Source organism: Arthrobacter sp. CJL-S3 (assembly GCF_056711635.1).
On record NZ_CM160046.1, the window covers coordinates 4,003,965 to 4,016,435 of the forward strand.

At 69.9% G+C, this 12,471-nt stretch carries 12 protein-coding genes and 1 pseudogene; 6 read left to right on the forward strand and 7 right to left on the reverse strand.

Translation table 11 applies throughout. The features are described from left to right. Positions 1–50: 50 nt before the first annotated feature. Complete coding sequence (gene clpB / locus AC06G6_RS18390) at positions 51–2,720, reverse strand: ATP-dependent chaperone ClpB (protein WP_479824537.1); 2,670 nt, start codon at positions 2,718–2,720, stop codon at positions 51–53. A 741-nt stretch (positions 2,721–3,461) separates the two neighbouring features. Here clpB and AC06G6_RS18395 point away from each other — a divergent pair. Then, positions 3,462–3,986 carry a carboxymuconolactone decarboxylase family protein gene (locus AC06G6_RS18395; RefSeq protein WP_479824538.1) on the forward strand — a complete coding sequence of 175 codons (525 nt, stop codon included), beginning with the start codon at positions 3,462–3,464 and terminating at the stop codon, positions 3,984–3,986. Here AC06G6_RS18395 and AC06G6_RS18400 read toward each other — a convergent pair. The 4 genes and pseudogenes from AC06G6_RS18400 to AC06G6_RS18415 form a co-directional block, all read right to left on the reverse strand. After that, positions 3,974–5,022: pseudogene (locus AC06G6_RS18400) on the reverse strand (sulfate/molybdate ABC transporter ATP-binding protein). The gene AC06G6_RS18395 and the pseudogene AC06G6_RS18400 sit on opposite strands and share 13 nt — an antisense overlap. Further along, positions 5,019–5,864 carry an ABC transporter permease gene (locus tag AC06G6_RS18405; RefSeq protein ID WP_479824540.1) on the reverse strand — a complete coding sequence of 282 codons (846 nt, stop codon included), beginning with the start codon at positions 5,862–5,864 and terminating at the stop codon, positions 5,019–5,021. Before AC06G6_RS18405 ends, AC06G6_RS18400 begins: the two are co-directional and overlap by 4 nt. A gap of 6 nt (positions 5,865–5,870) precedes the next feature. Beyond that, a complete protein-coding gene (gene modA / locus AC06G6_RS18410) occupies positions 5,871–6,662 on the reverse strand; it encodes a molybdate ABC transporter substrate-binding protein (protein WP_479824542.1) in 792 nt (263 codons plus the stop codon). Then, the gene (locus AC06G6_RS18415; RefSeq protein ID WP_479824544.1) at positions 6,659–7,069 is read right to left on the reverse strand and encodes a TOBE domain-containing protein; all 411 of its coding nucleotides are present in this window, start codon (positions 7,067–7,069) and stop codon (positions 6,659–6,661) included. The genes modA and AC06G6_RS18415 overlap by 4 nt, the downstream gene beginning before the upstream one ends. A gap of 174 nt (positions 7,070–7,243) precedes the next feature. On the opposite strand from AC06G6_RS18415, the gene AC06G6_RS18420 reads away from it, so the two are divergent. From AC06G6_RS18420 to AC06G6_RS18440, 5 genes are all read left to right on the forward strand, one after another. Next, the gene (locus AC06G6_RS18420; protein ID WP_479824546.1) at positions 7,244–8,581 is read left to right on the forward strand and encodes an FAD-binding oxidoreductase; all 1,338 of its coding nucleotides are present in this window, start codon (positions 7,244–7,246) and stop codon (positions 8,579–8,581) included. 86 nt (positions 8,582–8,667) lie between these two features. Further along, on the forward strand, positions 8,668–9,861 hold the full coding sequence (locus AC06G6_RS18425) for an AI-2E family transporter (RefSeq protein WP_479824548.1): 1,194 nt from the start codon (positions 8,668–8,670) through the stop codon (positions 9,859–9,861). A 25-nt stretch (positions 9,862–9,886) separates the two neighbouring features. Further along, positions 9,887–10,756 (forward strand): DUF4031 domain-containing protein, encoded by an 870-nt coding sequence (locus tag AC06G6_RS18430; protein ID WP_479824550.1) that lies wholly within the window; start codon positions 9,887–9,889, stop codon positions 10,754–10,756. Between the two features lie 83 nt (positions 10,757–10,839). Continuing rightward, the gene (locus tag AC06G6_RS18435; RefSeq protein ID WP_479824552.1) at positions 10,840–10,992 is read left to right on the forward strand and encodes a ribbon-helix-helix domain-containing protein; all 153 of its coding nucleotides are present in this window, start codon (positions 10,840–10,842) and stop codon (positions 10,990–10,992) included. After that, positions 10,989–11,387, forward strand: coding sequence for a VOC family protein (locus AC06G6_RS18440; protein WP_479824554.1), 399 nt, complete (start codon positions 10,989–10,991; stop codon positions 11,385–11,387). The genes AC06G6_RS18435 and AC06G6_RS18440 overlap by 4 nt, the downstream gene beginning before the upstream one ends. A 30-nt stretch (positions 11,388–11,417) precedes the next feature. On the opposite strand, the gene AC06G6_RS18445 is transcribed toward AC06G6_RS18440, so the two are convergent. Together AC06G6_RS18445 and AC06G6_RS18450 are read right to left on the reverse strand one after the other, a co-directional pair. Beyond that, complete coding sequence (locus AC06G6_RS18445; RefSeq protein WP_479824556.1) at positions 11,418–11,930, reverse strand: SRPBCC family protein; 513 nt, start codon at positions 11,928–11,930, stop codon at positions 11,418–11,420. Positions 11,931–11,954: 24 nt separating this feature from the next. After that, positions 11,955–12,368: a YccF domain-containing protein gene (locus AC06G6_RS18450; protein WP_479824558.1), complete on the reverse strand. Its 414-nt coding sequence runs from the start codon at positions 12,366–12,368 to the stop codon at positions 11,955–11,957. Positions 12,369–12,471 lie beyond the last annotated feature (103 nt).

The window sequence follows — 12,471 nt, forward strand, 5'->3', positions numbered from 1 at the left end:
CCCGCCGGCCGGAGCATGCTCCGGCCGGCGGGTCTTTGCTTAATTCCGCGTTACTCCTTGCGGCGGACGGAGAGCCCGCTGCCGGTGGAGGCGCCGCCGTCGGGCCGGTCCGAGGCCTCGACACCGCCCACGGTCAGCTCCGTGAGGTCTGGCGCGGTGTCCACCAGCACGGTGTCGCCGTCCATGATGTCGCCGGCCAGGATGGCTTTGGCCAGCCGGTCGCCGATTTCGCGCTGCACCAGGCGGCGCAGCGGCCGCGCGCCGTAGGCCGGGTCGAAGCCGGTGACCGCAAGCCAGGCGCGGGCCCCCTCGGTCACTTCCAGGTTGAGCCGGCGGCCCTTGAGGCGTTCGCCCAGTTCCTTGACCTGCAGCTCCACGATCCGGGAGAGCTCCTCGACGCTCAGCGGGTCGAACAGCACCACTTCATCGAGCCGGTTCAGGAACTCGGGCTTGAAGGAGGAGTGCACGGTGGCCATCACGGCCCGGCGCTTGGCGTCTGCGTCTAGGGCCGGGTCGACCAGGAACTGGCTGCCGAGGTTGGACGTGAGCACCAGGATCACGTTGCGGAAGTCCACGGTGCGGCCCTGGCCGTCGGTGAGCCGGCCGTCGTCGAGCACCTGCAGGAGGATGTCGAACACCTCGGGGTGGGCCTTCTCCACCTCGTCCAGCAGCAGCACGGAGTATGGCCGGCGGCGGACGGCCTCGGTGAGCTGGCCGCCTTCCTCGTAGCCCACATAGCCGGGGGGCGCCCCGACGAGCCGGGCCACGGAGTGCTTCTCGGAGTATTCGGACATGTCGATCCGCACCATGGCGCGTTCGTCGTCGAACAGGAAGTCGGCCAGGGCCTTCGCCAGCTCGGTCTTGCCGACGCCCGTGGGGCCGAGGAACAGGAAGGAGCCGGTGGGCCGGTTGGGGTCGCTGATGCCGGCCCGGGCCCGGCGGACGGCGTCCGAGACCGCGGTGACGGCCTTGGTCTGGCCGATGAGCCGCTGGCCGAGCATGTGTTCCATCTCCAGCAGCTTCTGGCTCTCGCCCTGCAGCATGCGGCCGGCGGGGATGCCGGTCCAGGCGGAAATCACCTCGGCGATGTCGTCGGCGGTGACCTCCTCCGCCACCATGAGTTCCTGTTTGGCCCCGCCGCCGGCCACCCGGGCCGACTCCGCCTCGGCGGCTTCGTTGAGTTCCCGCTCCAGGGCGGGGAGTTCGCCGTACAGGATCCGGGAGGCGGCCTCGAGGTCGCCCTCGCGCTGGAATTTCTCCGCGGCGGAGCGCAGTTCGTCGATCCGGGCCTTGAGGTCGCCGACGCGGTTCAGGCCCGCCTTCTCGGCCTCCCAGCGGGCGTTGAGCCCGGCCAGTTCCTCTTTTTTGTCCGCCATGTCCGCCCGGATCGCGGCCAGCCGCTCCACCGACGCCGGGTCGGTCTCGTTGGCCAGGGCCAGTTCCTCCATGGTCAGGCGATCCACGGAACGGCGCAACTGGTCAATCTCCTCCGGGGCGGAATCGATTTCCATCCGCAGCCGGGACGCGGCCTCATCGACGAGGTCGATCGCCTTGTCCGGGAGCTGCCGGCCGGAGATGTAGCGGTTGGAGAGGGTGGCGGCGGCGACGAGGGCGGAGTCCGCGATGGCGACCTTGTGGTGCGCCTCGTAGCGCTCCTTGAGTCCGCGCAGGATGCCGATGGTGTCCTCCACACTCGGCTCGCCGACGAAGACCTGCTGGAAACGGCGTTCCAGCGCGGCGTCCTTCTCGATGTTTTCGCGGTACTCGTCCAGCGTGGTGGCGCCGATGAGGCGCAGCTCGCCGCGGGCCAGCATGGGCTTGAGCATGTTCCCGGCGTCCATGGAGCTGTCCCCGGTGGCGCCGGCCCCCACCACGGTGTGGATCTCGTCGATGAAGGTGACGATCTGGCCCTCGGAGCTCTTGATTTCCTCCAGGACGGCCTTGAGCCGTTCCTCGAATTCGCCGCGGTACTTCGCGCCGGCCACCATGGACGCGAGGTCCAGGGCGATGAGGGTCTTCCCGCGCAGGCTTTCGGGCACGTCGCCGGCGACGATCCGCTGGGCGAGGCCTTCGACGACGGCGGTCTTGCCGACGCCGGGTTCGCCGATGATGACGGGGTTGTTCTTGGTCCGGCGGCTGAGCACCTGGATGATGCGGCGGATCTCGGCGTCGCGGCCGATCACCGGGTCGAGCTTGCCGGAGCGGGCAATCGCGGTGAGGTCGGTGCCGTACTTCTCCAGGGCCTGGAAGGTGTTTTCGGGGTCGGCGGTGTCCACCTTGCGGTCGCCGCGGACACCCGGGAGGGCCGCGAGCAGGGCCTCGTGGGAGGCGCCGGCGTCGCGCATCAGCTTGCCGACGGCGTCACTTCCGGACGCGAGTCCCAGCAGCAGGTGCTCGGTGGAGACGAAGGTGTCCCCGAGCCGCTCGGCCTCGTTCTGGGCGTTCTTGATGGCCTGCAGGGCGGTGCGGGACAGCTGGGGCTGCTGCACCGAGCTGCCGGAGGTGGAGGGAAGGGCCTTGATCGCGGTGCTGGCCTGGACGCTGACGGAATCCGGGTCCGTGCCGGTGGCGCGGAGGAGGGCCACGGCCACACCCTCGCGCTGGTCCATCAGCGCCTTGAGCAGGTGGGCGGGTTCGAGCTGGGGGTTGCCAGCCGTCGAGGCGTTCATGGCGGCTGCCGCAAGAGCCTCCTGGCTCTTGGTGGTGAATTTGGCGTCCAAAGAGAGCTCCTTCCGGGAACATGCTGCTATTAAAGTTGAGTCTACTCCGCTCAACTTTGCGCAGGGTCCGTTTGGCTCCATGTTTGCCGACGGCGAAACTGCTGTCTAGGGCCGGAGTCCCCCGGAGCCGCACATTACTCCCCGGGGGGACATGCCCTCCGGACCCGCGGGCCCTTGGACATAATCCTGATGTGCCCACTCCCCGGGCCCAAGACTGGACATGTCCCCAAGGGCTGAAGCGCAGGGAGGGACATGCCCGCTCATGCGCAAGCGAGGATCCGGTTCCGGGAAGGGACATGCCCTCCACGCAGGCGGGCCCCAGGACATAGTCCTGATATGCCCACTCCCCGGGCCCAAGACTGGACATGTCCCCAAGGACTGGGGCGCAGGGATGGGCATGCACGCTCGTGTGCAGGCGCGGGTCCGGTTCCGGGAAGGGACATGCCCTCCGTGCGGGCGGGCTGCTGGACATAGCCCTAATATGCCCCCTCCCCGGGCCCGGGGCTGGACATGTCCCCCGGCGCCAGGAGATCTAAGCCCCGTTAAACCACTCGACGGTCGGCTCCCCCAAGGAGCCGACCGTCGTTGGATGGGGGCTGGCCCGATGTCGGCGGGCCAGCTCCGTGGGGCGGTCGAGGGAACCGCTCCCCGCAGGGGATTTAGTTGTTCAGGTATCTTGTCACACTTATGACAAATCTGTCACGTCCCTGTTTTGAGTTTTCCGTGGGTAGTCTTTTGACCATGGATGAGAAAGCGGCAGCGCAGCACCACACCACGGGGTCCATCTTTCTGGATAAGGAGCACCCGGCCGCCTGGCGGGCCCTCAACGGGCTGGGCCTGAAAGCCAAGGAGGCCGCGGATGAGGCCGGCCTGGACCGGACGCTGATCGAGCTGCTGAATGTCCGCATCTCGCAGATCAACGGCTGCGCCTACTGCCTGGACCTGCACGTGGGCGACGCCCTGAAAAACGGCGAATCCGCCCAGCGCCTCGCCGTCCTGCCGGCCTGGCGGGACACGGACCTCTTCACCGAGACGGAACGCGCCGCCCTGACCCTGGCCGAGGCGATCACCAACATCTCGGACGCCCGGGCGCGCGAGCACGAGGGCGCCGCCGCCCGGAAACACCTCACCGACGGGCAGTTCTCCGCCATCAGCTGGCTGGTGATCGCCATGAACGCCTTCAACCGGGTCTCGATCGTCAGCCAGCACCCTGTCCGCAAGGACCGCGGGGAGCCCGGCGCCTCCGGCCGCCGTCAGGCCGGGTAGATCGACACCACCGCCGCCTTGACCACGAAATAGACCTCAAGGCCCGGCGCCAGCCCGAGGTCCGCGGACGCGGCCGGGGTCACGTCCGCGGACAGCTCGCCGGCGCGGACCCGGATCTGGTCCCCGTGCGGCTCCAGGTCCGTGACCGTGACGCGGAACGAGTTCCGCGGGCTGCCGTGCGCCTCGCTCAGGAACACCGACACGGCCGACGGCGGGAACGCCGCCACACCGGCCTGCCCGGGAACCAGTGGGGCATCGTGCTGGCCCGCGAACTCCAGGCCCTCGGCGGACCGGATCCCGGCGGGCGTCACGGTTCCGGACACCAGGTTCAGCCCGGCCAGCCCCGCGGCGAAGCGGCTGCGCGGCCGGCGGAGGACCTCACGGGTGGGCCCGTCCTCGGTGATCCGGCCTTCCTCCATGACAATCACCCGGTCCGCGAGCATGTAGGCATCCAGGACATCGTGGGTGACGATGATGGCGCGCCGCCCGGCGAGCACGCGCTTGAGCAGCCGGCGCAGCAGCGGAGCCGCATGGATGTCCAGGGCGGAGAGGGGCTCGTCCAGCAGCAGGATCTCGGGGTTCACGGCCAGGGCGCGGGCCGCCGCCACGCGCTGCGCCTGCCCGCCGGACAGCTCCCCGGCCGGCGGCCGGCGAGGTCGGCGGCGTCGACCTCGGCCAGCCAGTGCCGGGCGGTCTCCCGGGCCTCCCGCCTGGGAATCCCCGCGCTCCGCGGCCCGAAGGCGACGTTTTCGAGGGCGCTCAGGTGCGGAAACAGCAGCGGGTCCTGGGCCAGCAGGGCGGTTCCGCGGCGGTGCGGCGCCGTCCAGGTGTGCACGCCCGGGCCGAGGTCGAACAGCACCCGGCCGTTCACTTCGGCCCGGCCGGTGTCGGGGCGAAGCAGCCCGGCGACGACGGAGAGCAGGGTGGATTTGCCGGCCCCGTTCGGGCCGAGCACGGCCACCGTCTCCCCCGGCGCCAGGCTCAGCGAGACCTCAAAGCGGCGGGCGGCGAGGGCGGCGTCGAGCGTGAACGTCATGCCGCCCGCCCGGGGGTGCCGGGGCGGGCCGTCCGGCTGCCGGAGCCGGCGGGTGCGGGCCCCCGGTAGGAGAGCCCGACGACGACGACCGCCACGATGACCAGCAGCAGGGACAGCGCGACGGCGGCGTCGGCGTCGGTCTCCCGCTGCAGGTAGATTTCCAGCGGCAGCGTGCGGGTGACACCCTGGAGGCTGCCGGCGAAGGTGAGCGTGGCGCCGAATTCGCCCAGGCTCCGGGCAAAGGAGAGCACGGCCCCGGACGCGAGCCCGGGCAGGACCAGCGGCAGGGTGACCCGGCGCAGCACGGTGGTGGGGCGCGCGCCGAGGGTCGCGGCGACGGCCTCGTACCGGCTGCCGGCGGACCGGAGGGCGCCCTCGAGGCTGACAACGAGGAACGGCAGGGCCACGAAGGTCTGGGCGAGCACCACCGCCGTCGTCGTGAATGCGATCTGGATGCCGGCGATTTCGAGGCTCTGCCCCAGCAGGCCCTGGCGTCCGAAGGCGTACAGCAGCGCGATGCCGCCCACCACCGGGGGCAGCACGAGCGGCAGCAGGACGAAGGACCGCAGCAGCCGCTGGCCCGGGAAGTCGCCGCGGGCCAGCACCAGCGCCAGCGGCACCCCGAACAGCACACACAGCACCGTGCTCGCGGCGGCCGTGCGGAGGCTCAGCCCCAGCGCGGTGAGCGAGGATTCCGAGGTGATCAGCGGGATGAACTGCGGCCAGTTGACCCGGCCCAGCATGGCCGCGAGCGGCAGCAGTACAAGCAGCGACCCGACGGCGGCCACGGCCATGACCCAGCGCGGAATCCCGTTGTAGGCGCTGTCCCTCCGGCGTCGCATGCGCACCTAAGGGGTTCCGAAGCCGGCGCCGCGGAGGAGCTGCTGGCCGTCCGTGCCCAGAACGGCGTCAATGAATGCCGCCGCGAGTTCCTTGTGCTTGCCGGTCCGCACCGCCGCGATCGGATAGGTGTTCACCGCCTGCTCCGCTTCGGGGAAGGGGACCTCCTGCGCCTTGTCCCGGGCGGCCATCACGTCCGTGACGTAGACCAGCCCGGCGTCGGCCTCCCCCGAGATGACCTTGCCCAGGACGTCGGTCACGGACGATTCCTCGCTGACCGGTGTCAGCGTGACGCCGGTGTCCTGCTCGACCGCCTTCGCGGCCGCGCCGCACGGGACCTGCGCCGCGCAGATGACCGTCCTGACGCCGGGACGGGCGAGATCGGCGAAGGAGGCGATGGACGCGGGGTTCCCCGGGGGCACGGCGATGGTCAGCACATTGCTCGCGAAGTCCCGGGGCGATCCCTCCACCAGTCCCGCGCCGCTCAGCCTGGCCATGGTGTCGGCGTCGGCGGAGGCGAAGACATCCGCCGGGGCGCCCTGGCTGATCTGGGTGGCGAGGTCGGAGGACCCGGCGAAGCTGAGGGTCACGGTGGTTCCGGGGTGCGCGGCCTCGAACTGCTCGGCGAGCGCCGTGAAGGGGGCCTTGAGGGAGGCCGCGGCGAAAACGGTGACGGTCTTCCCTGCGTCCCCGTTGTCCCCGGCCGGCGCGGCGCAGCCCGCCAGGCCGGCGGCAACCACTCCTGCCGCCACCGCGGCGCCGGCCCTGGCGCCGGCCCTGGGTCTGAGGGCGGGCCTCATATGACGCCCTTGCCTTTGGGCGTTTCGATGATCACCGTGGTGGCCTTGACGACGGCGGTCGCGACCGAGCCGAGCTCCAGGCCGAGTTCCCGCACGGCCTCGCTGCTCATCAGGGAGACCACCCGGAACGGCCCGCACTGCAGTTCCACCTGGGCCATGACGGTGTCGGCGGTGATGGCCGTGACGAGGCCGGTGAAGCGGTTGCGGGCGGAGCTGCCGGCCTTGGCGGGGTCCTCCGGAAGCTGGGCCTGCTCCCGGGCAAGCTGCGCGAGTTCCAGCCCGTCGACGGCGAGCCGTCCGGCGTCGTCCTTGAGCGGGGTCAGGCTTCCGTTCTCGGTCCAGCGCCGGATGGTGTCATCGCTGACACCCAGCAGCCGGGCCGCCTCGGAAACGCGAATATTAGGCATAAGGCCACTCTAACCCGCATTTGCGGACTGGAAACGGTTCCGGGCCCGCAAAATCGGACCACCCGGCCCGCGTCGGCTCCGGCCGGCCCTAAGCGCGGACTCTAGCCCCGGCGCCGTCACCGGACCTAAAATTTCCGCGAGGGGTGGGAGCCGCGGTCGCCGAGGAGCACCGCCGTGAAGTGGATTACACCTGCTGACCCGGGCTACGACGAGTCCCGGACGCTGTTCAATGCCATGATCGACCGCCGCCCGGCGGTGATCGCCCCCTGCAGCACCCCGGCCGACGTCGCCGAGGCGCTGAACTACGCCAGAGACCACAACCTCGCCGTCGCGGTCCGCGCCGGCGGCCATTCCGTGGCCGGCATGTCACTGAACGACGGCGGCCTGGTGATCGACGTGCGGCCGATGAAGTCCGTCAGCGTAGACCCGGACGCCTGCACGGTCACTGCCGGCGCCGGACTGACGTGCGGGGAATTCGACCGGGCCACCCAGCAGCACGGCCTCGCCCTGACCGGCGGCCGGGTCTCCACCACGGGCCTGGCCGGATTCACCCTCGGCGGCGGCTCCGGCTGGCTGGAGCGGGCCTTCGGCTTTGCCTGCGACGACCTCGTCTCCGTGGACCTGGTCACCGCCTCCGGGGAAAAGGTCACCGCGAGCGCGGCGGAGAACCCCGAGCTGTTCTGGGCCCTGCACGGCGGCGGCGGGAACTTCGGCGTCGCCACGTCGTTCACCTTCGGGCTGCACCGGCTCGGCCCGACGGTCCACGCCGGGCTGATGCTGTGGCCCGGCGATGCGGCGGATGACATCAGCCGGGGCTACCGGGAACTGGCCCTCGCGGCACCGAACGAGGAATCCGCGACCATCCTCTATGTCACCGTCCCGGACGAGCCCGGCACGCCTCCGGACCTGGTCGGGAAGATGGCGGTCGCCGTCGTCTACCTCTACGCCGGGAACGCGGCGGAAGGCGCCGAACACGCCAAACCCTACCGGGACCTGAAGCCTGCCGTGGACCTGGTGGTGGACACCGGCTACGCCGACTTCCAGTGCTCGCTGGACGACCCGCCGGGCAAGTACAACTACTGGAGCGCGGACTACCATGAGGAACTTTCCGATGCCGCCCTGGACGTCATTATCGATTCCGCCCGCCACCTGCCGGGACCGAGCTCGCAGCAGATGGTGGCGCACTGGGGCGGCGCCGTGGGAGGCGCCGGAGCGGCTGCCACCCCGCTGCTGAACCGGAACGCCAACTGGGTGACCCACCCCTTCGGCCTGGGCGACACCCCGCAGGGCGGCCAGGAGGCGAAGGCCTGGGTCAAGAGGTTCCGCCAGGACATTGCACCCTATGCAACCGGGGGCGTCTGGCTGAACTTCATCGGCGACGAGGGCCAGGAACGGGTCCGGGCGGCCTTCGGGGACGAGAACTACGCCCGGCTGGCCCGCGTGAAACGGGAGTTCGATCCGGAGAACACCTTCCGCGGCAACCAGAACATCCGGCCCGCCACTTCCACATAAACGGGCCAGTCCCCGCGGGCTGGGGCCTCCGATTGTGAGACGGTTGGTAAGTAACATGACCATCCGATAGTGGGAGACAGAGCAGCATGGGCAGCCCGGACAAGACAACCCCCTGGAACGACAGCCTGGGCCGCGCCAGCATCAGGACCGCGCAGGTCCTCCTGCTGCTGGTTCTGACCGTGGTCGTGGTGTACGCCCTGATCCAGGTGCGGCTCGTGGTGATCCCGGCGCTGCTGGCGCTGATCCTTGCCGCCGCGATCGCCCCCTTCGTCCACTGGCTGCGCCGCCGCGGCTGGCCCAGCACCGCCGCCACCACTCTGTCGTTCGTGGCGCTCCTGCTCGCGTTCGGCGCCGTCATCACCGGGATCGTCTTCGCTGTCATGAGCCAGGCGGACGAGCTGGCCGACAAGGCCACGCAGGGCTTCGACCGTGTCTACGACTTCATTCGCACCGGCCCCATCCCCATTGATGACGAACAGATCCAGCAGGCGCGGGACGCCGCGATCGACTTCGCCACCAGCAGCACCGTCGGCGCGGGCGCCATCTCCGGGCTCAGCGCGGCCGGCAACTTCATCACCGGGGCCGTGCTCATGGCGGTGATCCTGTTCTTCTTCCTGAAGGACGGCGAAAGCATCTGGGCCTTCATGCTGCGGGCGTTCAAGGGCGAGAAGCTGGTCAGGGCACGCCGCGCCGGGGAGCGGAGCCTCAACGTGCTCGGCGGCTATGTGCGCGGAACCTCCATCGTGGCCTTCGTGGACGCGTTCTTCATTGGCCTGGCGCTGGTGATCATGGGGGTGCCGCTCGCGCTGCCGCTCGCCGCACTGACGTTCATCGGAGCCTTCATCCCGCTGATCGGCGCCACCCTGGCCGGCATCCTCGCGGCGCTCGTCGCACTGGTCGCCAACGGCCCGCTCGCGGCGCTGGTCGTCATCATTGTCGTGATCGTCGTCAACCAGCTGGAGGGCAACTTCCTGCAGCCCGTGGTGATGGGCCAGGCGCTCAACGTCCACGCCCTCGTCATCCTGCTGGCCCTCACGGCCGGCACCATCCTCGCCGGCATCATCGGCGCCATCCTGGCCGTCCCCCTCGTGGCGGTGGCCTGGGCCGCGATCAAGGCCTGGAACTCAGGAGGCGACATCACGCCCGCGGAGATCGCCGAAGCCGAGCATGAGACCCAGCTGAATGAAAAGGGCGAAGGCGTGCGCTCCAAGCCGGTCCGTGCGCAGACCCAGGCGGAGCAGTCCTCGGACACCGCCGCCGCCGACGCCAGCCAGGGCTGATCCGCGGCCGGATTAGACTTTCCCCATGGCCATTTACCTGGACCCTCCGCTCTGGCCGGCGCACGGAACACACTTCTCGCACCTGATCTCGGACACCTCGCTGGAGGAACTGCACGCCTTCGCGGGGGCAGCCGGCATCCCTGACAGGGCGTTCGACGGCGACCATTACGACGTCGCCGAGGCCCGGTACGGAGCCCTCGTGGCCGCGGGGGCCGTTCCGGTGGAGGGGCGGGTCCTGGTCCGCAAACTGATCGACAGCGGGCTGCGGATCCCGGCCCGGCGGCGCAGCGGCTCGCTCAAGCTCCCCCTGCTGACGCGCTGGAACACCGTGCTGCCCGGCCACGACGCGCTTTTCCTGGACCTGCTGGACCGCTGGGGCGAGGAGCACCGGAAATACCACGGCCGCACGCACCTGCTGGCGGTCCTGGAGGCCCTGGACCTCCTCACCGAGCCCGCCGATCCGCCCCGCGCCGTGCTGCTCGCCGCCTGGTTCCACGACGCCGTCTACCGCGGCATCGCGGGCCAGGACGAGGAGGAGTCGGCCCGGCTCGCCGAGGACCGGCTGGCCCACGCCGGCCTTCCCGCGGCCGAGGTGGACGAGGTGGCCCGTCTGGTGCGGATGACGGCCGACCACCAGCCGGAGCCCGGCGACGGGGCCGCCGCCCTGCTCAGCGACGCCGACCTCTCCGTGCTCGGCGGGGAGCCGGCAGCCTACGCCCGGTACCTCGCCGCCGTCCGGCAGGACTTTGCGCACATCGGCGACGACGACTTCGCCGCCGGACGCGCCGCCGTCGTCCGCCAGCTCATGGCGCTGGATCCGCTCTTCCACACACCGCGCGGCCGGGCCCTGTGGCTGGACGCCGCCCGGAAGAACCTGCAGGCCGAGCTCGGGTAGGCGCCGGGCGGAGGCCCAGCGAAGAACACACTCCTCCGCGACGGGCCTAGCCATCCTCGTCCTAGATTGCTAGCATCCTAGCTATGGTCGAGAAAACGCAGTTCAACGTGTATCTGCCGGCGCCTCTGGTGAAGCGGGTCAAACATGCCGCCATCGAAGAGGGGCTCTCCCTCTCCGCCTATGTCGAACAAGCTCTGATGCAAGTCCTCAACAGCAAGGAAGGCTCGGAATCATGAGAATCACGCCGATCCGCTACGTGCGGGATATCGAGAAGTCCAACCGGTTCTACGCCATGCTTGGCCTCACGGAGCAGGCCGCGGCCACCAGCGGCACCTGGGCCGAACTGCATGGCGGGGGCGGCGGGCTGGGACTCCATATCGCCGCAACGCCCAGCACCCACCTCGATGCGGGCGCGGTGTCGTTGCAGTTCACCAGTGACGAGAAGCTCGATCCTCTGGCCGAACGCCTGGCAGCGGCAGGCTTCGAGCCGTCCGCCATCATTGATGAAACCTTCGGCCGGTACTTCACTGTCGCGGATCCCGACGGCTACGTGCTCCAGGTCAACGAGGCGGACGAGGAGCTCCGGAACATCAGCTACGAAACCCTCGAATCCGCGGCCCTGAAGCCGTAGGCGGCACGCAACCCGCATTGACCTGGCAGGTCAGGGGCTGCGGCGGAGGTGGTCGGCGAGCCGCTCGAAGGACTCGCGCCAGCCGACGCCCTGGCCGTCGCGGTTGTCGATCGTGTCGAAGGGGCCCTGGAAAAACGTCATCCGCGTGCCGCCGTCGATCTCCTCCAGCTGGAAGGTCACCTCGGTCTCAAAGCCCCGGGTGCCGTCCGGCTTGTCCCAGGCGTGGGTGAAGATGAACAGGTTGGGCGGTTCGATGTCCGTGTGGACCCCGCTCCACCAGTGTTCCTCCCCGGTGCTGTCCTGGACCATGCAGGCCCGGTACAGGCCGCCGATCTCCAGGTCCGCGTCGATGCTCTCGCGGGGTACGTGGAACCCGCGCGGACCCCACCAGGCCGCCGCCTGTTCCGGATCCGTGAGGGCGGACCACACCCGGGCGATGGGGGCCTGGAATTCGCGGGTGATGACCAGCATGAGGTCCTCGGGCGGGGCTGCGGGCCCGTCCTGGCCGGACGCTGCGGGAACGGCGGTGACATGCTCGGACATTGCGGGACTTCTCCTCTACAACGGTTAGCGGTAGGCCTTGCTGTACGTCGTCACAAAGGGCCTGTCGGTCGGGACAATCTGCTTGCCCAGCGGCATGAGCGAGACCGGGATGAGCTTGAGGTTGGCGATGGCCAGCGGGATGCCGATGATGGTGATGGCCATCGCGAACGCGGTGATCACGTGGCCGATCGCGATCCAGATCCCGGCGACGAGCAGCCAGATGACGTTCCCGAGCAGGGAGAACACCCCGGTGCCGCCCGGCCGGTCCACCACGGTGCGCCCGAACGGCCAGAGCGCATAGTTGGCGATCCGGAACGACGCCAGCCCCCAGGGGATGGTGACCACCAGCAGACAGCAGATGATGCCGGCCACGAAGTAGCCGAGCGCGAGCCAGAGCCCGCCAAAGAGCAGCCAGATGATGTTGAGCAGTGTCTTCATGGCTCCATTCTCCCCCGTCGGAGGCCGATCCGGCCTAGGGGTTCACCCTGAACAATTCCTGAAATGTGTCCCGTGACGCGGGCGTCGGGCCGGGCGCTTTGCG